This window comes from Caballeronia sp. dw_276 (assembly GCF_018449635.1).
Taxonomy (GTDB): domain Bacteria; phylum Pseudomonadota; class Gammaproteobacteria; order Burkholderiales; family Burkholderiaceae; genus Caballeronia.
The window spans coordinates 376,428-396,962 of record NZ_JAAVUV010000007.1; the positions used below are offsets into that span (position 1 = coordinate 376,428).

General features: G+C 61.3%; 20 protein-coding genes. 8 read left to right on the forward strand and 12 right to left on the reverse strand.

Annotated elements, in window-relative coordinates:
- Positions 1 to 146: 146 nt before the first annotated feature.
- From HB633_RS17685 to HB633_RS17710, 6 genes are all read right to left on the reverse strand, one after another.
- Positions 147 to 1,625, reverse strand: a complete 1,479-nt coding sequence (locus tag HB633_RS17685; protein ID WP_213779461.1) for a M81 family metallopeptidase — start codon at positions 1,623 to 1,625, stop codon at positions 147 to 149.
- A gap of 37 nt (positions 1,626 to 1,662) precedes the next feature.
- On the reverse strand, positions 1,663 to 2,364 hold the full coding sequence (locus tag HB633_RS17690) for an ABC transporter ATP-binding protein (RefSeq protein WP_213779523.1): 702 nt from the start codon (positions 2,362 to 2,364) through the stop codon (positions 1,663 to 1,665).
- Positions 2,365 to 2,366: 2 nt separating this feature from the next.
- A complete protein-coding gene (locus HB633_RS17695) occupies positions 2,367 to 3,134 on the reverse strand; it encodes an ATP-binding cassette domain-containing protein (RefSeq protein ID WP_213779462.1) in 768 nt (255 codons plus the stop codon).
- Positions 3,131 to 4,153, reverse strand: coding sequence for a branched-chain amino acid ABC transporter permease (locus HB633_RS17700; RefSeq protein WP_213779463.1), 1,023 nt, complete (start codon positions 4,151 to 4,153; stop codon positions 3,131 to 3,133). The genes HB633_RS17695 and HB633_RS17700 overlap by 4 nt, the downstream gene beginning before the upstream one ends.
- Positions 4,150 to 5,010, reverse strand: a complete 861-nt coding sequence (locus HB633_RS17705; RefSeq protein WP_213779464.1) for a branched-chain amino acid ABC transporter permease — start codon at positions 5,008 to 5,010, stop codon at positions 4,150 to 4,152. The genes HB633_RS17700 and HB633_RS17705 overlap by 4 nt, the downstream gene beginning before the upstream one ends.
- Before the next feature lie 61 nt (positions 5,011 to 5,071).
- Positions 5,072 to 6,280 carry an ABC transporter substrate-binding protein gene (locus tag HB633_RS17710; RefSeq protein ID WP_213779465.1) on the reverse strand — a complete coding sequence of 403 codons (1,209 nt, stop codon included), beginning with the start codon at positions 6,278 to 6,280 and terminating at the stop codon, positions 5,072 to 5,074.
- A 264-nt stretch (positions 6,281 to 6,544) separates the two neighbouring features.
- On the opposite strand from HB633_RS17710, the gene HB633_RS17715 reads away from it, so the two are divergent.
- Positions 6,545 to 7,357 (forward strand): FCD domain-containing protein, encoded by an 813-nt coding sequence (locus HB633_RS17715; RefSeq protein ID WP_213779466.1) that lies wholly within the window; start codon positions 6,545 to 6,547, stop codon positions 7,355 to 7,357.
- Between the two features lie 12 nt (positions 7,358 to 7,369).
- Here HB633_RS17715 and HB633_RS17720 read toward each other — a convergent pair whose 3' ends face one another.
- The 6 genes from HB633_RS17720 to HB633_RS17745 all read right to left on the reverse strand — a co-directional run bounded on the left by HB633_RS17720 (position 7,370) and on the right by HB633_RS17745 (position 13,457).
- Positions 7,370 to 8,245, reverse strand: a complete 876-nt coding sequence (locus HB633_RS17720) for a DUF72 domain-containing protein (RefSeq protein ID WP_213779467.1) — start codon at positions 8,243 to 8,245, stop codon at positions 7,370 to 7,372.
- Between the two features lie 80 nt (positions 8,246 to 8,325).
- Positions 8,326 to 9,282, reverse strand: coding sequence for a LysR substrate-binding domain-containing protein (locus tag HB633_RS17725; RefSeq protein ID WP_213779468.1), 957 nt, complete (start codon positions 9,280 to 9,282; stop codon positions 8,326 to 8,328).
- A gap of 64 nt (positions 9,283 to 9,346) precedes the next feature.
- On the reverse strand, positions 9,347 to 10,063 hold the full coding sequence (locus HB633_RS17730; protein WP_255580973.1) for a hypothetical protein: 717 nt from the start codon (positions 10,061 to 10,063) through the stop codon (positions 9,347 to 9,349).
- Between the two features lie 56 nt (positions 10,064 to 10,119).
- Positions 10,120 to 10,959, reverse strand: a complete 840-nt coding sequence (locus HB633_RS17735) for a substrate-binding domain-containing protein (RefSeq protein WP_255580974.1) — start codon at positions 10,957 to 10,959, stop codon at positions 10,120 to 10,122.
- An 87-nt stretch (positions 10,960 to 11,046) separates the two neighbouring features.
- Positions 11,047 to 11,460, reverse strand: a complete 414-nt coding sequence (locus tag HB633_RS17740; protein WP_056363346.1) for a c-type cytochrome — start codon at positions 11,458 to 11,460, stop codon at positions 11,047 to 11,049.
- Between the two features lie 188 nt (positions 11,461 to 11,648).
- Positions 11,649 to 13,457 carry a methanol/ethanol family PQQ-dependent dehydrogenase gene (locus HB633_RS17745; protein WP_213779471.1) on the reverse strand — a complete coding sequence of 603 codons (1,809 nt, stop codon included), beginning with the start codon at positions 13,455 to 13,457 and terminating at the stop codon, positions 11,649 to 11,651.
- Positions 13,458 to 13,891: 434 nt separating this feature from the next.
- On the opposite strand from HB633_RS17745, the gene HB633_RS17750 reads away from it, so the two are divergent.
- From HB633_RS17750 to HB633_RS17780, 7 genes are all read left to right on the forward strand, one after another.
- Complete coding sequence (locus HB633_RS17750; protein ID WP_213779472.1) at positions 13,892 to 14,275, forward strand: 4a-hydroxytetrahydrobiopterin dehydratase; 384 nt, start codon at positions 13,892 to 13,894, stop codon at positions 14,273 to 14,275.
- 113 nt (positions 14,276 to 14,388) lie between these two features.
- Positions 14,389 to 15,429, forward strand: coding sequence for a beta-ribofuranosylaminobenzene 5'-phosphate synthase family protein (locus HB633_RS17755; RefSeq protein ID WP_213779473.1), 1,041 nt, complete (start codon positions 14,389 to 14,391; stop codon positions 15,427 to 15,429).
- Positions 15,430 to 15,499: 70 nt separating this feature from the next.
- Positions 15,500 to 16,432, forward strand: a complete 933-nt coding sequence (locus HB633_RS17760; protein ID WP_213779474.1) for an NAD(P)-dependent methylenetetrahydromethanopterin dehydrogenase — start codon at positions 15,500 to 15,502, stop codon at positions 16,430 to 16,432.
- Positions 16,433 to 16,446: 14 nt separating this feature from the next.
- Positions 16,447 to 17,640: an ATP-grasp domain-containing protein gene (locus HB633_RS17765; RefSeq protein WP_213779475.1), complete on the forward strand. Its 1,194-nt coding sequence runs from the start codon at positions 16,447 to 16,449 to the stop codon at positions 17,638 to 17,640.
- The gene (gene mch, locus HB633_RS17770) at positions 17,615 to 18,646 is read left to right on the forward strand and encodes a methenyltetrahydromethanopterin cyclohydrolase (protein ID WP_213779476.1); all 1,032 of its coding nucleotides are present in this window, start codon (positions 17,615 to 17,617) and stop codon (positions 18,644 to 18,646) included. Before HB633_RS17765 ends, mch begins: the two co-directional genes overlap by 26 nt.
- The gene (locus tag HB633_RS17775; RefSeq protein ID WP_213779477.1) at positions 18,643 to 19,605 is read left to right on the forward strand and encodes a RimK family alpha-L-glutamate ligase; all 963 of its coding nucleotides are present in this window, start codon (positions 18,643 to 18,645) and stop codon (positions 19,603 to 19,605) included. The genes mch and HB633_RS17775 overlap by 4 nt, the downstream gene beginning before the upstream one ends.
- A complete protein-coding gene (locus tag HB633_RS17780) occupies positions 19,589 to 20,443 on the forward strand; it encodes a triphosphoribosyl-dephospho-CoA synthase (RefSeq protein ID WP_213779478.1) in 855 nt (284 codons plus the stop codon). Before HB633_RS17775 ends, HB633_RS17780 begins: the two co-directional genes overlap by 17 nt.
- The last annotated feature ends 92 nt before the right edge of the window (positions 20,444 to 20,535 follow it).

Genomic DNA, 20,535 nt, shown 5'->3' on the forward strand with positions numbered 1-20,535 from the left:
TGCAATCGGAGAGCGGGAATCAGTTGTGGAAGCGGCGATTAATTTGCATGATCTACTGCGAGAGGGATTTATGCGAATATGAAACTTCGTTTCACTAATGCCGCGTGCTTTCAGGGTAAACACGCGGCACTTGAGATGAATAATCGTTACCAGCCGACCCTCGCATCCAGCGGATAAACAGGCCGTTGTACATTTCCGAAATCAAACAGGCTGAAATCCGAACTGGTCACGCCCCGGCTATCGCACTCGACCAGACCTTTTGCAATGGGCACGAATACCGGGCGGCAATACATCCGCGATTTAAGAATAAGAAAGGCCGCGCGGCGTGGATCAATGCCCACGCTTTCAAATACGCCAAGATCCCATGGTTCGTGCGTGCGCTCGGTCAGGACGATTTTCGCGACGCCGGTATCAAGCACCGCCGCCCGGCCCATATACGCGCGCTGTCCCGTGTACGTCGGTCCGCTGATCACGTATTCGCCGTCGGTGAGCGCGCGTACCACGCCCGTAAGCGCGACCGGCGCATGCGGATGCGCGGCACGCCCCGCTAGCTTGTTCCCCACGTCCAGCGTGACGGTTGCGCCCACGCCTGCAGCAATTAGCGTGGCGACTGCCTCGGGATCGCATAGCGGCCCCATCACGATGCCCGTCATGCCCTGGCGGACGGCTTCCTCGTAGACATCCATGGTGTCGCACGTGCCGCCCGACATGCAGTTGTCGCCGTGATCGAGCAGGAGCACGGGTTTATCGGCGTTACGGGCGAGCGCAGCGCCTTCGACCACGGAATCCGCCAGCGACGGACTGCGATAAAGAAACTCCTCGCGCTCGTCCCAGATCTGCCGGGCAATGCGCTCGGCCACGCGCGCCGCCGCTTCGCGATCGCCGTCACCCACCACGACCACACTGATGCACGGCCTGGCGATATCGGCGAGAGAAAATCCCGCCAGTATGGAAACGGCCAGCATGCCCTCGCGTTCTGCCTCCTGCGCGGCCTCCACCGCGCGCTTCATCGCGCCAGCGGCGCTCGCGCTGCGCAGCGTGTGCGTCATCAGCGGCGGTTGCGACCAGGCGATCACGGGACGCGACCGCCCCTCCAGCAAATCGAAGAAAAGCCTTGCCGCGTGCGCGCCGCACTCATACATGTCCACGTGCGGATAGGTCTTGAAGCTCACCATGACGTCGGCGTTATCGATCATCTTTTGCGTGACGTTCGCGTGCAGGTCGAGCGCAACCGCAATAGGCGCATTGGGCAGCGCGGCGCGAACGCGTTCAAGCAGATCCCCTTCGCCATCGTTGGAATTCTCCGCGACCATCGCGCCGTGCAGGTCGAGCATGACGGCGTCGCAGCCCTGTGCCGCGTCGATGATCGCGTTGCAGATCGCGTTGTAGGCAGCGGCCGCAACAGGACCGCTCGGATTCGCCGATGCCGATACCGGCGTGACGATTTGCGCGCCCGCCTTTTCGGCTGCATCGATAAAGGCGGACATCGCGGTCTGCATGCCCTTGTTCTCGCGATACGCGTCTTCGCCATAAACCGGACCGTTGCGGCCAAACGCTTTCAGCGGCGTGGCCACCGGCGAGAACGTGTTGGTCTCGTGATTCATGCGGGCAATAAGGATTTTCATGCGGCTTCCAGTCAGATGATTCGGATCACGAAGTTTTTCAGACAACGCCTACGCCGAGGTAGCGGTCCTTGATCGCATCGTCGCGGGTGAACGCAGCGTTATCGCCTTCATAGACAATGCGTCCTTGCTCGATGATGGTGTGACGGTCCGCCAATTGCGTGCAGACTTCGAGGTTCTGTTCAACCAGCAAGATGGCGATGCCCGCCTGCTTGATCAGCTTGAGTTGCGCGACAATCTCTTCCACTATCACGGGCGCGAGACCTTCCACGGGTTCATCGAGCATGAGCAGCCGCGGGTGATTCATCAGCGCCCGTCCAATAGCCAGCATCTGCTGTTCGCCGCCGGAAAGTTGCGCGCCGCCGTTGGTGCGGCGTTCTTTCAGGCGCGGAAAAATGCGGTAGATATCGGCGAGTTGCCACGGAGAATCGCGGCGCGCGCCAAGCTTCAGATTCTCTTCCACGCTGAGCAACCGGAAGACGCCACGATGCTCCGGGACGAAGCACACGCCCGATGCTGCAATCCGGTGCGACGGCGATTTTCCGATATCCGCGCCCTTGAACTTCACGCTGCCGCGCTGCGGCGCAACCACGCTGGCAATGGTTTTCAGTGTGGTGGATTTGCCCGCGCCGTTGCGCCCGAGAAGCGTGACCGTCTCTCCTTCGCCAATACTCAGCGATACACCCTGCAGGATGTGGCTCTTGCCATAAAACGCGTGGACGTCCTGCACATCGAGAATCATGCTCATGCGCGGCCTCCGGTGATCATGTTGCCGAGATACGCGCGACGCACGCGTTCGTCGCCACGGATATCGTCGGGTCGTCCTTCAACCAGCACGCGTCCCTGCTGCATGACGGTGATGGTGTCGGAGATGTCCATCACGATCCCCATGTTGTGCTCGATCAGCACGACCGTATAGTCGTCGCGCAGGCCGCGGATGAGCTGCTTCATATCGTCGAGATCGTCGATACCCATGCCCGACGTCGGCTCATCGAGGAAGATCGCTTTGGGGCGGGCCGCGAGCGCCATGCCGACCTCGAGCCTGCGTTGCTGACCATGTGAGAGCGCACCGGCGAGTGTCCCCGCAAAGCGCGTCAACGCGAGACGCTCCAGAATAGGATTGACAACGTCCTCGTGCTCGAGCGCGCCGCGCGGGGGCATCCATGCGTTGAGCGCGCGCTTCGAATCGACGCCCTGCACCGCGACGCGCAAATTTTCGCGCACGCTCAGATTTGCAAACAGGCTCGTCACCTGAAACGATCGCGCGATGCCGCGTTTCACGCGCCGGTAATCCGCTTCGCGCGTGACGTCGTGACCGTCGAACACGATGTTGCCGGACGTGATCGGCAACGTTCCCGTGAGGACGTGAAACAGCGTGGTCTTGCCCGCGCCGTTCGGACCGATCACCGAATGCACCGTGCGAGGCATGATGCGCAGCGTGACATCGTCGAGCGCGGTGAACTTGCCATAGCGTTTGGTCACGCCCTTTGCATGCAGGATAGGGTCGCTCACGAGACCTCCGTATTGCCGCGCGCGCGGCGTTGCTTCAGCCGCTGCACGATGCGCTCGCCAAGCCCCCACAAGCCCCGCTGCATGAACAGGCTCACCGCGATCAGCACCAGTCCGAGCAGCAGGAGCCAGCGCGGCCACAAGGTCGAAAGCCAGTCGGAAAACAGCACATAAAACGCCGCGCCCAGCACCGAGGCGAACAGATTCCCCGTGCCGCCGATCACCGTCATCACGAGGATCATCTCGCTCGTGTGATAGTCGATGTTCGAAAGCGGTGCAATGCCTGTCATCAACGCATGCAATGCGCCGGCGAGTCCTGTGACCGCACCCGATATGACGAACGCCGCGAGCTTGAAACGCTTGACGTCGTAACCGACCGCTGCGGCGCGCGCTTCGTTGTCGCGGATGGCAAGCAGAGTACGGCCGAACACCGAGTGCGAAACACGCATGAGTATCCAGAACGCAAGCAGGAACACCACCGCAACAAACGCATAAAATTGCCACGGCGATGCAAGCGGCACGAGTTGCTTGCCGAAAAGAGAAAGCGCGGGACGCGGAATGCCGAGCAGGCCGTTGTCACCGCCGGTGAGATCGGGCGACGTATAGGCGAGAAAGTAAAACATCTGTCCGAACGCAAGCGTCAGCATCACGAAGTACGTGCCGCGCTGGCGGATCGAAAACCAGCCGACAAGCGCAGCGGCCAGTGCGCCGACCAGCATCGCGGCGACTAGCGCCAACGGGACCTGAAGACCCGTCTTGGTGAGCACGAGACCCGCGCTGTAACTGCCGAGACCAAAAAATATGCCTTGCCCAAAGGACAACAGTCCTGTCGCGCCGAGCAACAGGTTGCATCCAAGCGCGGCCAGCGCGTACACCAGCACTTCCGTCGCGAGCGATCCTGAGCTGAGCGCAAGCGGCAACAGGCAGACCACGATTGCAGCGAACAGGATGAACCGATAGTGAAGCAGCGCTTCCTTGAACGAGCGCTGCGGGGCGCGGGTATCGAGTGGTTTCGAGTTCATGTGGCCCGGCCGAGTAGCCCGTTCGGGCGCAGTAAAAGGACGGCCGCCATGGCGACGTAGATCATCAAACGCGCGCCTTCAGGCCACAGCGTGCTCATGACGCTCTGAACAATTCCAACCAACAAGCCGCCTACGAGCGCGCCGAGGAAGTTCCCCATCCCGCCGATCACGACGACCACGAACGCCACGCTCAACGCCTCGATTCCCATGAACGGATCGACGCCGCGAATGGGCGCGGCCAGCACACCGGCAAGCGCGGCCGTTCCCGCGCCAAGTGCAAATACGAGACTGAATACGCGCAGCACGTTGATGCCGAGCAGCGCCACCATTTCCGTCGATTCACTGCCCGCACGCACCGCGCTGCCCAGACGTGTCCCTTCCAGCAGCCACCACAGGAGCAACGCGAGAATCGCGGTAAAGCCGATCACGAAGAGACGATATTTCGGGTAGATGAAACTGCCCCAGATCACCACGCCGTTCAGGATGTCCGGCACCGGCACGTTATCGCCGATAGGACCCCAGATGACGATGGTGAGCTCCTGCAGCACGAGCGCAAGTCCCACGGTCACGAGGATATGGAATTCATGCTGTTGCGCGTAGACGTGCCGCAGGACCAGCTTCTCGGCAACCCACGCAAGCACGCCAACGACTACCGGTACCACGGCAAGCGCGACCCAGAAACTCATAGACCATTGCATGGCCTGATAGCAGAAATACGCGCCAAGCAAATAAAATGCGCCGTGCGCGAAGTTCACGAAGCGCAATAGCCCGAAGACAATCGACAATCCCACCGCGAGCAGGAAGTACAGCATCCCGATGCCAATGCCGTTCACGACCTGCAACAAATAAACGTTCATGGCTTTTCGTCAGAAATGAATCGATGCGAACGCGCTTGCCCGCGCGCTCGCCCGCACGCGATCAAGCCATCTTGCACTGGGTTTTATCGAGTGGCAGGAACGACTGGCCCGAACTCACGATGTCCGCGTAATCGTCCTTGTTCTTCATCTTCGCCTTCGATTTGCCCTTGAGCAAGTAGTAGTTTTTCAGCACCTGATGGTCTCCCTTGCGGATCTCTTCAGCGCCTGTCAGACCTGCATACTTCATGCCTTCGAGCGCCGCGATGACCTTTTTCGGATCGGCCGTACCCGCTTTCACGATGCCATCCAGCAGGATCTTCGTGCAAATGTACGAGCCCGCCAGACTGTAGTTCGGGTTCGCCTTGAACGCGTCGTTCGCGCGTTTCACGAGATCTGCATTGAGCGGCGAATCGATCGAATGCCAGTACTGCGCACCGAAATACACGCCGCCGCAAAGGTCCGGACCCAGCGCTTCGAATTGCTCCAGGCCGGAAGCCCATGCCATCAGGATGGTGCAATTGTTCTTCATGCCGAAACTGACAGCCTGGCGCAGGGTATCGGATGATTGCGAACCGAAGTTCAGGATCAGCAACACATCCGGCTTCGCTGCAACTGCATTCGTCAGATAGCCGCTGAATTCTTTCTCGTTGAGCGAGTGGTAGCTGTTTCCAACATGCTCGATGCCCTTCTCCTGGAAGATCGCTTTCGCGGCGGACAACAAGCCATCGCCGAAAACATATTGAGGCGTGATGGTGTACCAGCGCTTTGCTTTCGGCAGCGTCTGGATCAGGGGACGCACGGTCTGCTCGATCGCACCGAAGGTCGGCACGGACCAGCGGAACGTTGCGCTGTTGCAGTCCTTGCCGGTGATCTCATCCGCGCCGGCAGTCGTGATGAAAATGCCGCCGGCCTTCTCGACTTCCTTGCCCATGGCAAGCGATTCGGACGACAAGATACCGCCCGCGAAGAACCGAGCATTCTTCTGCTGTGCGATTTCCTGCACCCGGCGTACGGCGGTGGCGGGCTTGCCCTCCGTGTCGAGGACCGTATAGGCCAGCGGCTGACCAAGCACCTTCCCGTATTGTTCGATGGCGAGTTTCATGCCGAGATCGGCGTATTTGCCGTTCGCGGCAAACGGACCCGACATGGGCACCGGGCAGGCGAACTGAATAGGACCGCTTTGCGCGAAGGCGCTACGCGTGGCGAGGGTTTGCAAGGCCCCGGGAACAGCCGACAGCGCGGCCAGCTTCAAGACATTCCGGCGATTCAAAATTGACGCTCCTTGAGAAAAGGCGAGACCCGCGTGACGGGCGGACCACGACTAGAAAGCTCTTACAGAATGTTTGCTGGCGGCCGCGAAGCGCTCTGCGGCAGCTTTGACTCGAATCTTTTATGTTGCTAGCCACTGCCTATTTATCATGATAAATAGGATGATCTGGATCGTAGGTACAATAAATTCGGGTGTCAATAAGGCAAAATTCCGGGGCATCGGAAGATGAGGCGACAGCCGTCGGCAAGAGCTTTGGAGAAGGTTATGGAGCGAGGAAAAGCAGGTGTCACCATCGACATCAGGCAGCAGAAGCGCCCAGATCTGGTCGCCGAGGAAATCAAGCGGCTCATCACGGAAAGGGATCTGAAGCCGGGCGACAAGCTGCCGCGCGAAGTGGAATTGCAGCAGATGTTCACGGTAAGCAAAAGCACCATACGCGAGGCGTTGAAGTCGCTCGAAGTGCAGGGATTGATCAAGGTAACGACCGGTCCGGGCGGCGGCGGGACCATCATTGAAGTGCCGCTGGATCGTACGCTGCAATTGCTGCAGAATTACCTGTTCTTCAAGGACGTCAGCATCGACGACATCTACACCGTGCGCAAATTGCTCGAACCCGAGCTTGCGGCCGGCGCCGTTGCGCATCTCACCGAAGCAGACTTTGCAGCGCTCGAGGCCAGCATCGCCTGTTGCGATACGCCCTCGGCGCATCACGACGGCGATATCGTAAAACGCCGGCAAGAGGATGTAAATTTCCACGATATCCTCGCGGCCGCCAATCCGAATCCGTTCCTGCGTTTCAGCTGCGAGTTGATCAATGAAATGATCCGGCAACTGATCGAATTCCGTAACGACACGCCGGCCGCCGAACTGGAACGCTTCGGCCAGGCCAACGTGAAGATTCACAAGGCGATTACGAAGGCAGCGCGCGAACGCGACGCCGATAAAGTCCGCGAGTTGATGGTCGTTCACATGACCGAGGCACCGCGTTATGTGAAGCGCATGAAGGGCAAGCTGCGCGGCAGGCTGATTCTCGACGCAGAGATTCGCAAGCGTGTGAAGGCGCAGCCAGACACTTGAGCCAAGCCTTGCTTATTTGCCTTTCAAGCGTTCAAGCAGCGCCATGGCCGCCGCAGGGTTGCGCGCCTTGAAGCCGCTGATCACGTAGAGATAAACATCGCGCGGGGTATCTTTGGGCACGGCCTGCGCCACAGTTTCAAGCCCTTTCGGCGTTGCGCCCGATGCCCATTCGCGGGCGCGTTTGGTCCATTGATCAAGCGCCTTGCTGTCGTAGCCCTGAACCTCGCCTTCGGTCGTACCCATGATCCGCGCATAGACGAAGGGCGCGGTGACATCGGCGATCTGTGGGTACTCCGAATCGCCCGACATCACGATCGCAACGCCGTACTTGCGTGCGAGCGCAACGAACGCTTCGTCGCGAAAACTCTCGTGCCGGACTTCCACCGCGTGACGGATCTGATGGCCTTCGACTTTCGCGGGCAGGAGCTTGAGAAACCCCTCGAAGTCTTCGGCATCGAATTGTTTGGTCGTGGCGAACTGCCAGTTGATCGGGCCGAGCTTGTCCTTCAGTTCAAGCACGCCACTTGCAAGAAACCGTTCGATGGATTCGCCGGCCTCCGAGAGCACACGCCGGTTCGTCGAAAAGCGCGGCGCCTTGAGCGAGAAAACAAAATCGTCAGGTGTTTCATCGTGCCACTTCGCGAATGTCGACGGTTTCTGCGAGCCGTAGAACGTACCGTTTATTTCGATGGAAGTCAGTTGTTGGCTCGCGTATTCGAGTTCGCGCTTTTGTACGAGGTCCTTTGGGTAGAACAGGCCGCGCCACGGTTCGAATGTCCATCCGCCAATGCCAACACGAATGGTGCCGGCGTTCTTCGTTGTGGTTTTCTTTACCGCAGCGCTCTTTTTAGCCGCTGGCGTTTTGACCGCCGTCTTTCGCGTCGCCATGAAATCTCCTCACCATGTCATCGATCATCGATGCGCTCAAGTGTATCGAATCGGCGCAAAGTCGTTCAGGCGGTGATCGGTCATCGTGGGGAACCTGCGTGCTGCGGGGCGAAGCCGGCATATTCGCGATCGAGAAACGGCGCGGCGTGTTCAAGCAGGAAACGTCGAAACGCCATACATGTCGGCGATAAACGCTTCGAGCGCAAATGCACGATCTGCCAGGTGCGCTCGACCGGCGTGCCGTTGACATCGAGCAATGCGAGTTCGTTCGATCGCAGTTCGAGCGCGAGCGTATGCAGTGATATCAGGCTCACGCCCATGCCCGCCATCACGGCCTGCTTGATGCTCTCGTTGCTGCCGAGCGTCACGCTGCGCGCCGGCATGAACAGATGCTGCTTGAACATCTGCTCGGAGACCGCGCGCGTTCCCGATCCTGGTTCGCGCAACAGGAAGGTATCGCCGGCAAGTTCCTGCAAGTCGAAACGGCGTGCATCGCGCAACGGATGATCGGTCGGACAGATGAGCACATGCGGGTGATAGGCAAGCGGCTCGGTGGTCGTGCCAAGCTCGGGCGGCGGCCGGCCCATGATGGCGATATCGGTGGCGTTGTCCTGAAGCTGGCGCAGCAGCGTTTCGCGGTTGCCGACTGAAAAGCGGACATCGACAAGCGGATACTGGCGCGAATACGCGGCGAGCAACTTGGGCGCGAAGTACGTCGCCGAACTCACGATGCTCACCGCAATCGACCCGCTGTCTGCCAGCGAGAGCGACGTCATTGCATCTTCGGCATCCTTTATTTCGCCAAGTATCCGGCTTGCATGATGCGACAGCCGCTCGCCCGCTTCGGTCAACGTCAGCTTGCGCGCAACGCGTTCGAAAAGCGGCAGGCCGACGGCTTCCTCGAGCTGACGAATCTGCATCGATATGGCCGGTTGCGTCAGATGCAACTCTTCCGCCGCGCGCGCGAAGCTCGGGTAACGGCAAGCGATCACGAAGATCTGCAACTGCCGCAAGGTCAGCGAGCGAATGAAGTTCACGGTAGGCAGCCGTACTGCAAGACGGCGTGTGCGGCATGTTCGAGCGAGAACGCGAACATTGATTTCAGTTGCTCGCGCGCGGCGCGTTCACGGACTTGTCGGGCATTTTCTTTCCCGGCGGCGGCGACAGGCTGCGCAGCGCACCCTGATAACTGAGCGTCTCGACCTGCAACGGATGCGCGAAATCATTGTTCGTTCCGGGCACTTCCGTGCGAATCAGCAGCACCTGACCCGGCACAGCATCGGACATCACAAAGGTATAGCGCTTGCCCACGTATTGCGAGAAACGCGAACCGTTTGGATCGTCGAGATACGGCTGGATGACGATCTGCTGCGCGCTGACCTTCTTGCCCTGGGCGTCACGCATGACCGCCGTGATGGCCGGATTCGCTGCCAGCGCGAGCCTTACGCGGCGCTGGAAATAGCGCCGCTGGCCGCCGGTGAGTTGCTGCATTTCGGCGACATCGTGTTCGAGGAAATACAGGATCACCGGATTGCACGGCAGACCTTCGCCCGACATCTCAACGGGTCCGTGATGATCGGTGATACGCGCGTCGCTATTGGCGTTGTCGGCGCTCATTACGAGCACTTTCACCGTGTCTTTTTCCTTCGCGGGCGGACCGGATCGATCGACCGCATAGTCGAGTTCGGTCTGCGGCGCGACGCCCTTCAAATGCGTCGATAAAAACAGCAGGCGCTCGGCCGGCGCAATGTCCGAAGCCGCGGCGCTCGCGGGATCGGGGGCGTCGGCGGCACGCGCATGATGGAATGCGACCAGCATGCACGTTGCCATAACCGCAACCCCGCATGCGCGTCGATAACGGCCGGCCGATGCCATCATTTCGCGTTGGCCTGCGCAGACGGCGCGTCGTTGATTGGCAGCAGCGGCACGTCGTAGCTCGTCAGGATCTTGTCGATCTTTGCGTGATTCGCGCCAATCCAGTTGTCGATCTTCGTTTTCCACGGGCCTTCTCCGTAGCGCACGCCCATCGAAATTTCATAGTCGAAGCGCGGACCCGGCGCAGGCGGAAATGGCACGAGCCTGACCTTGTCGCCGGCCTGCTTTGCGAAGTATCCGGCGATGGGACCCCACAGGAACACCACATCCACATTGCCCGCCGTGAGGTCGCGCTGGATCATCTCGCCTGGGAACTCGGCGGGATCGCCACTTTGCACCTTGTACGACACAGCCTGTTCAATGAGGTTGTTGCCGAGCAGCCAGTCGACCGCGGGCGTATTCGAAAAGATGCCGAGCCGCAGCTTGCTCAACTGCTCAGGCGGCAACTTGAGAAGGTCGGACGGCGTGGTGATGGATGCGAACTCGGGACGATTGGGATAGACCATCGCGTAGGTGGAATGCAACCATGCGCGCGTGGTCGACGTCATGTCGTAGCCCTTCGGCACGCCGATCACGAGGTCGCATTTGTAGTCGTCGGTGTTGGGAATTTTCTCGCGCAACGTGCGGCGGATAAACCCCATGCGTTGTGGAAAGAACGTGTATTCGACCTTGTAGCCGAAGTCGCTTGCCATTTGCTCCGCGATCTTGTTTTCGAAACCTTCGCCCTTGCTGTTGGACAAGGGCATGTTGTTCGGATCGGCGCACACGCGCAGTACACCGTCGGCCCCGTCGTTGTGCGGCAGCGCCGGCCCCTCGGCCTGAGCAGCGCTTGCGCCCATACATGCCATGCTTATCAAAGCCAGAACTGCGCGCCTTGTATTGCCTTCAGACATCAAACCCTCCGGTAAAGCGAAAACCACGTGCACTTACTTGGCGTCGATCGCCTGCAGGTCGCCCGGCTTGATCTTGCCGTCGGAACGTCCCTTCAGATACGCAAACAGGTTCTGCCAATTCTTCTGCATCATGGGGCTCGAACTGAAGTCGGGCATACCCTTGTCGAGACGTCCACCGAACACCGTCCTGTGGAACTCGGTGGTATCGAGCGTCTTGAACGCATCGATCAACGATGGCCCCACCATGCCTTGCTGCTGCGCTCCGTGACAGCGTTCGCACGCAAGCGCACGCCAGGTTCTCCAGCCTTGTAGCGTGTTGTTGTCGACCTTGTTGCCATCGACAACCTGATACGCGACCGGTTTCAGCTGCGCCGAATCGGTCTGGGCGTAGGAAACGGGTATCGCGACAAGCGCTATCGCCAGCGGCAAGAGTGTTCGGCCTTTCATTGCTCAAGTCTCCTTCGTTTAGAGCGTGCTGCACCCGGGCGTCAATGGACGCCGGCGGTGGTGTGGGGGTGACGCGGTTGGGATTGGGGGGATGCGTGCGGCAAACCACCGGCCAGCACGCATCCTGCACTCTCAAGTCGGGCGGACTGACGCCGCCTTACAGCCTGGTACAGCAGAAACCATCGCGTTTAGCTCGGGATCGCAAACACGAAGAGCGTGCCGCCCAGCGCGGTGTATTTCGCCAGTTCGCGATAGCCGCCGACCGCGCCAAGTCCTTCGTTGGACTTTTCGAGCCCTGCCGCCATGCCGATGCCCGCCCATCCGCCGATGCCGGAATAGACACCCACGAATTGCTTGCCTTGGTACTGGTACGTGAACACGTTGCCGATGATTCCGGAAGGCGTCTTGAACTTCCACAACTCCTTGCCATCCGAGATGCGCACGGCCTTCAGATAACCTTCAAGCGTGCCGTAGAACGCAATGCCGCCTGCAGTCGCCAGCGCGCCGGACCATACCGAGAACTTCTCCGGCTTGGACCATGCAATCTTGCCCTTGGCTGCATCCCAGGCAATGAAGTTACCCATTGCACCCTTCTCGTTCGGGCCGGGATACATCGAAAGGGTTGCGCCAACGTAAGGCTGGCCGGACACGTATTCCACTTCGAACGGCTCGTAGTCCATGCAGACGTGATTGGTCGGAACAAGGAACAGCTTCGTGTTCGGATCGAACGCGGCGGGTTGCTGGTCTTTAGATCCCAACGCGGCCGGGCAGATGCCCTTGACGTTGTGATCGGGACCGGCCGCTTGCGTGGAGTAAGCTGCGTTGCGAATCGGCAAGCCGCTTTTCACATCCACACGATCAGCCCAGTTCACCGCCGGGTCGTACTTGTCGGCGACCAGCAATTGTCCCGTTTCGCGATTGAGCGTGTAGCCGAAACCATTCCGGTCCAGATGGACGATCGCCGGCACGGTCTTGCCTCCCATGGGCAGGTCGGCGAGGATCATTTCGTTCACGCCGTCGTAATCCCATTCGTCATGCGGCGTCATCTGGTAGACCCACTTCGCTTTACCCGTGTTCAGGTCGCGGGCGAAGATGGACATCGACCATTTGTTGTCGCCGGGACGTTGCGTCGGGTTCCACGTACCGGGGTTGCCGGTGCCGTAGTAGACAAGATTCAGCTTCGGGTCCCAGGCATACCAGCCCCAAGTCGTGCCGCCTCCTGACTTCCACTGGTCGCCCTTCCAGGTTTTCAGCGATGAGTCCGCGCCCACCGGCACCATCTTGCCGTCGACCCACGTCATGGTCTTGTCGGGATCGAGCAGCATCTCGTTGTCGGGTCCCGTGCTGAACGCCTTCCAGACCTCCTTGCCGGTCTTGATGTCGTAAGCGATCAGGCGGCCGCGCACGCCGAACTCTCCGCCGGAAATACCCGTCACCACCTTGTCGCCAAAAACGTGTGGCGCGTTGGTGTTGGTTTCGCCAGCTTTCGGATTACCGTTTTGCGCGGTCCACTTGACGTCGCCCGTCTTGGCATCGAGTGCGACCAGCTTGGTGTCCGCCTGTTGCAGGAAGATCTTGCCGTCACCGAAAGCCAGCCCGCGGTTGACCGTGTCGCAACACATCACCGATACCACCTGCGTGTCCTGCTTCGGTTCGTATTGCCAGATAAACGTCTGGTCCTTCAGGTTGATCGCAATGACCTTGTTGGGGAACGGCGAGTGGATGTACATCGTGTCGCCGATCACGAGCGGCGAACCTTCGTGACCGCGCAACACGCCGGTCGACATGGTCCACGCGACCTGCATCTTCGCGACGTTGCTTTCGTTGATCTGCTTGAGCGGGCTGTAACGGTGATTCGAGTAATCACCGGCTTGGGCGGCCCAGTTCGATGAGTTCTTGATCGAGGCGTCGAGCTGCGAATCGGCCTGTGCCACAAATGAGCTAAAGGCCGTACCCGCAACCACCGCCAGTCCAAGAACCAGGGTGCGTAGTTTCATGTCTCCTCCAGAATGTGTTGCCGTCCGACTAGGGATGACCCCACCACCACGCTCCGGGCGCGCCTTCACCGGTGCAGGCAGCGAGCTTAAGCTCCGCCCGTTCAATGACGGGCTTCTGTTTGCGAAGACGAATTGCATATTCCATGCCGGGAGATGAAACAATGTGCGGCGCCGTAGCGGGCGCGGCACCCGTGGCGCGGGTAGCTCACAGAGAACGGTGCCGCGATACGCTTCATTCGGATTACGACACATACTGTGTCAAATCCGCGAAACAGGCAGCCCGGTGAACGCTAAGGGTTATTGCTTGGGTGCCTGTGCGCTGCACCATGAACAAGACCCGACCATCTATACGCGGGCGGCTTGATTTCTGGCGCGTTGCTTGCACGAGTATTTCATTTGCACTTTGCCCTGTCGGGCACGAGCGAGGGTATGCCATGACTAAGCAACCTGAAAAGGTCCTCTCCAGTGAAGAAATCCAGCAACACCTCAGCGGCGCGCTCACGCACTGGTATATGGAAGATGGCTGGCTACGCCGCAAATACAAGACCGAAGGATGGAAAGGCACGCTTATGGTGGTCAACACGATCGGTCACCTTGCCGAAGCAGCGTGGCATCACCCCGACCTCACGGTCTCGTACGCGTTCGTGGTGGTGAAGCTCAAGACGCATTCCGCGAAGGGCATCACGGACAAGGACATCGCGCTCGCGACCAAGATAGAAGAAGTGGTCCAGTGGCAGCCGGGACGCGAAGGCGGAGCGCTGGAAGGTACGCCATCGGACGATCAACGCTTTCGCTACATCAAGTACGACGACGCTTGAGGCGAGGGCCGGCGGGTATCGACGCGTGTTGGTATGGCTCTTGCCTTGAAGCTCCACGGCCTTCGCCCACTTTCGCCTAATCTCGCTCACCACAACGAACCTTGGGACACGCGATGCAGCTGCCGCTCAATAGCTTGCCGGATCGCTTATCGCCGCTATCCGCCGTCACTATCGATGCCCCCGCGCGCCTGCACCTCGGTTTTCTCGATCCCAATGCATCGCTCGGGCGCGGGTTTGGCAGTATCGGCCTGGCAGTCGATGCGCCCGGCACCCGCCTCACCGCGCAGTTCGCCGACGAAGAATGCGTCACCGGCGCGCGCAGCGAGGCGCAGCGCGTGCGTATCGAACAATATCTGCGTCAGCTGCGTGCCGCCTATGGCGGCCAGCCCGTCGCAATCAAAGTGCATCACGCGCCGCGTGCGCACTCGGGCGTCGGTTCCGGCACGCAACTCGCGCTCGCAGTTGGCACCGCGTTCGCGCGGCTTGCCGGCAGAGCGCCAGCGAGCGCAGGCCTCGCGCGCCTGCTCGGACGCGGCGCGCGGTCGGGCATCGGCATGCTGGGCTTCGATCATGGCGGTTTGATTGTCGATGGCGGCCCCGGCACGAACAAACGCCCGCCACCCATGCTCGCCCGTCACGCGTTTCCCGACGCGTGGCGTGTGCTGCTTATCGATGACACCCGCAGCGAGGGTCTCCACGGCGACGAAGAGCGGCGCGCGCTGGCGGCGCTTGCGCCGTTCCCGCAAACACTTGCCGCGCACCTTTGCCATCTGGTGCTGATGCGCGTGTTGCCTGGCGTCGCCGAACATGATTTCGATGCCTTCGCCGAAGGTGTCGGCGAAGTGCAGCAGACCATTGGCGAGTACTTCGCGCCCGTGCAGGGCGGCGTGTTCTCGAGTCCCGCTGTCGCGGCCGCGCTCGATTCCGTAAGGACACCGGGCATTGGACAAACCTCGTGGGGACCCACGGGCTTCGCGTTCTTCCGCAGCGCGCAAGAGGCGCAACGCGGCCTCGACGCCGCGCTCGATGCAACCCGCGGCACGCCCGGCATCACGTGTTCGGTCGTTGCGGCGGCCAATCGCGGCGGCGCCATTCATATGGCCGATGCAGCCGATGTAGCTGCCATAGAGCGCTGCAAAAGCGATTGCCCTTGACGACCTCTCGCGCATCTTTTCATGGGCCACGGCCCGCCATCGATTTGAAAACCTGAACGAGCCCACCGCCATGCCCGAAAACACCGAAAGGCCGTACATCCTGCATATGTTGACGGCCACGCCCCAGATGAGTCCCTTCGATGTCAACATGGCCGCCGACGCCGGGTATCAGGTGATCGTGCCGTATTGCAACGTCGGCGCGGAACACGTCGTCACGCTGACGCAGGACGCGATTTTTTCGCGCGGTCCGAAAGGTGTATCGCGCACGGGCATCTTCATAGGCGGGCGCGACGTGATGCTCGCCGCCGACATGCTCGACACCGCCCGCCATGCGATGGTGCCACCCTTCGAAGTCTCCGTATTCGCCGACCCGAGCGGCTCGTACACGACCGCGGCTGCGCTCGTTGCGCTCGTCGAAAAGCATTTGAAAGACGGGCACAACGCCGATCTCGGCGGAAAACGTGTCCTGATCCTGGGCGGCACGGGCGCGGTTGGCCGCGTGGCGGCGGCAATGGCCGCATCGCTCGGCGCGCAGGTCTTGATCGCGAGTCACTCCGACATCGCCCGGGCGACGCAGGTCAGCGACGAAGTCAACCGCCGTTTTGACATAGCGACGACAGGCGTCTCCGTGCGCACGCCCGACGATCTGCACCGCGCGTTGTCCACGGCGGAAGTCGTGATGGCGACCGCAGTCGCGGGCGTGCAGGTCATGAGCGCCGCCGATCTGTCCCACGCAAAACACCTGCTGGTTGCCGCCGATGTCAACGCCGTGCCGCCCGAAGGCATCGCGGGCGTGCATGTGATGGACGACGGCAAACCCCTCGCCGGCGCCGTGCGTCAGGACGCACTTAGTATTGGCGCGCTGGCAATAGGCAACGTGAAGTATCAGGTCGAACATCGCCTGTTCGTGCGCATGCGCACCGGCGGCAAGCCGGTGTACCTGGGTTTTCCCGAAGCCTTCGATGAAGCCCGCGCGATTACCGGCGTTGGCGGCGCCGGTTGATACGGCGCTTCGCCATGTCCGCGCGTTCGACACATGCACCTTTTATCGCGACCGTTGGGTTGTCGGCGAGGATGCTCGTGCAGTCCGCGCATCGGGCGGGATTCAACGTCGCGGCGCTCGATATCTTCGGCGACCGCGACACGCGCAGCCTGGCGCCGCTGTGGTTCGATATCGGCGGCGGCGGGTTGTCGATTGACCGGCAGCGCCTGGTCGATGCGCTCGAGCGCACCGCGCGCTTGCCGCGGATGCTCGGGTTTGTAGTGGGCAGCGGGCTTGAACCGCTGATACAGGAATTGTGCAGCGCATCGCGTTTGCCCCGGTTCATTGGCAACGGTGCTGCGGCAACAGCCGCCGTTCGCGAACCACGGCGCTTTTTTGCGCTGCTCGACCGGATTGGAATTGCCCATCCGGAAGTCGCGTTTACCCCTCCCGCCGATACCTCCGGCTGGCTCGTCAAACGCGCGAACGGTTGCGGCGGAACGCATATAGAAGTGTTGTCGCGATCCGATCCTTCGGCCGTTGGCGAAGCGTATTTCCAGCGCCGCGCCCAAGGCCGGTCGATGTCCGCGCTTTTTATCGCTGCGCGCGGCGAAGCGCGGGTGATCGGGTTCGCGGAGCAACTCAGCATGGCGGCGGGCAACTTCCCGTACCTTCACACCGGTTCGATAGGACCGGTGGATCTGCCGCACGAACTAAAGAACCAGATCACCGAATCGATTGGAGCAATCACGGCCGAAACCCAGCTCGTGGGCCTGAACAGCATCGACTTCATGCTCGACCGCGAGCGCTTCGAGGTGCTTGAAATCAACGCACGCCCGTCATCGACAATAACGCTTTACGAAACCGCCTCGCCGGGCGCATGGCCGCGCGGCTTGATCGCGTGTCATATCGATGCCTGTCTCGACGGCAGTCTGCCATCCGTCGCGTCGCCAGGGTCGAGGAAATCCGGACAGCGCGTACTGTTCGCGCCATATGATTTCACGGTCTCCCAAACCCTCAGCCAGGCGTGTTTCACCGATTCCGCGTGCCACGACGTCCCGCATCCGGGCATGCGCATCGGCGCGGGCGAACCGGTCTGCACGCTCGTCGTTACGCAAGCCTCCGAGTCCGCCGTCAGGGACGAACTCGAACGCCGGGAAACACTTCTTTTGCAACGCATCGAAACCTGCTGCGAGGACGCTGATGTCGTCACCCCTTTCTCCGTCTGACGTGAGCGTCAACGCGCTGAGCGAGCGCCTTGCGAACAAACTCATCGATAACGCCGAGCGCCTGCGTCTTGCCGTTTCGCGAACGCCGGATGGCACTGTCATCGTCGATGCCGGCGTCGAAGCCACCGGCGGCATTGAAGCCGGCGTGCTGATCGCGCGGCTTTGCATGGGTGGGCTAGGCCGCGTTGCCGTGCGCTCGAACCTCGACGCCAACCCGCTCTGGCCCAGCATGATCGAAGTGCACACGTCGTCGCCGGTGCTCGCGTGCCTTGGCAGCCAGTACGCGGGCTGGAGTCTCTCCGCCACGAAGGAGCAAACCGGTGGGAAAAAGTTTTTCTCGCTCGGCTCGGGCCCGGCGCGCGCACTGGCCGCAAAAGAACCGCTCTTCGATGAACTCGGTTACCGCGACCGGCACGACTGCGGGGCGCTGGTGATGGAAGTGGACCGGCTGCCGCCGCAAATCGTCATCGATAAAATCCTCCGCGATTGCGCGCTCGCGCCAGACAAGCTGACCATCGTCGTCACGCCGACACACTCTGTCGCGGGAACGGTGCAAGTCGTGGCTCGCGTGGTGGAAGTTGCACTGCACAAGACGCATGTGCTCGGCGTGCACTTGAACGAGATCATCGAGGGCAGCGGCTCGGCGCCGTTGCCGCCGCCCGCTCCCGACTCGATTCAGGCGATGGGCCGCACCAACGACGCCATTCTTTACGGCGGGCGCGTGCATCTGACCGTCAAAACAGATAGCGTCGCGCAGCGTCTCGCGGCGGAATTGCCGTCATCGAATGCGCGTGATTACGGCCGCCCTTTCGCCGATATCTTCAAGGCCTTCAACTACGATTTCTACCAGATCGATCCCGCGTTGTTCGCGCCGGCTGAAGTCTGGGTCAGCAGCCTGGAAAGCGGCGTGACGTATCACGGCGGCGCGCTCGACATGGCCCTGCTCGACACGCAATGGAGCGGCGCTCCACCCGTTCTGGCCGCCAATGAAAAGGCCCAGCCATGAGTACGGGATTGCGCGTTGCGATCATGAGCGACGAAACCGGCTGGCACACCTCGCGCCTGAAGAAAGCATTTCGCGCGCGCGGCGTGGAAGCGCGTTGCGTGGACCTGGCGGATTGCCGTATCGATACAACCTGGCGACCGCACGGCCTTGCAATACCCGGCTTCGGTCAAGGTCTGCCCGACGCCGTGTTCGTGCGCGGTATCGCGGGCGGTACTTTCGAGCAGGTCACATTGCGGCTCGGCATTCTGCATGCGCTGCGCGAATGCGGCGTGCCCGTTTATAACGACGCGCGCGCGATCGAGCGCAGCGTCGATAAATCCATGACGAGTTTCCTGCTCAACCTGCACGGCGTCCCGACACCGCCGACATGGGCGAGCGAATCGGCGGCGTTTGCGCAGCGCGTGCTGATGCGCGAGGCCGCGGGCGGCCGTCGCGTGGTGCTCAAGCCCTTGTTCGGGTCGCAAGGAAAGGGCTTGCGGCGCCTCGGCACGAATCGTCGCGACGGTTCGCTTGCGCCCTTGCCGTCGCTGCGTGCATCGGGTCAGGTTGCTTACCTGCAGGAATACATCGAAGGCGGACGACCGGGTTTCGACTGGCGCGTCCTGGTGATCGGCGGCCGCGCGGTTGCCGCAATGAAACGTGTCGGCGGCAAGGGCTGGATTCACAATTTCGCGCAGGGCGCGGCGTGCGAGGCCGCGCCGCTGGAGCCGCAACTCGCCGATATCGCCGTGCAGGCAAGCCACGCGCTCGGTCTCGACTATGCGGGCGTGGATCTGATTCCGGATGGCGCAAACGCGAGTCCGCTGGTGCTCGAAGTCAACGGCGTTGCAGCGTGGCGTGGATTGCAGTCGGTCACTCAGTTCGATATTGCCACCGCACTCGTCGATGATCTGCTCGACCGCAAGCTCGCGGCGCACGTCCCTACGCCCCTGAAGACCGGCGATGCCACTCGCTACTGACTCGCCGCTTCCGAAGGCGCTGGCGGCCTTCCTTGCCGCTTGCCGGCTCGACGTGGAGGCCATCAAACCGGGCAACGTCAGTATCGACCTCGCGGGGCATGGCATGACGGCGGCTCAGTTCATCGCGAGCGCGGATGCCGCCGCGCACGGATTGTTCGAACCCGGCGCGCGCGTTGGCGAACGCATCCTCGAGGCTGTGCGTCGCACGCGCGATGTGGCCGGCTGCAATACCAACCTTGGCATCGTGCTGCTGGTCGCGCCGATGGCAGCATCGCTCGAAGATTGTCCCGACGCCGTCCTCACGCTCGATACATGGCGCAGCGCAACGGAGAAGACCCTTGCACGGCTGAATATCGACGATGCCCGCGACGCATATCTTGCAATCGCGCTGGCGAATCCCGGCGGCCTGGGCGACGCTCCGGAGCAATCCGTCCACGACGCCCCCACCATCGACCTCCGCAGCGCGATGACGCTGGCGGCGCAACGCGACAGCATCGCACGGCAGTACGCGAACGGTTTCGCCGACGTATTCGATTCGGCGCGCAATGTTCAGGCAATCGATGCAGCCTCAACCCTCGATCTGTTCCTGCGCTTTTTAAGCAGCTGGCCCGATTCACACATTGTGCGCAAGCACGGCATGGCGGTGGCGCAGAGTGTCACGGACGAAGCGCGCCGCCGCCAGGACGCACTGCGCCGTGAAGGGCATGAACGCGTGTGGCAAGGCCTACTGACATGGGACGCCGAACTCAAGGCACGCTGCATCAATCCCGGCACAAGCGCTGATCTGACCGTTGCGACGCTGTTCGTTGCGGGCGTCGCACGAGCCTGTGAGCGTTGACCCCAATCCGCAAGCATTTCGATTGGCACGGAACATGATAGGAACAGCGGTGATTCTCAAACAGTTCGTGACGGCGTCCGTACGGCGTGTCC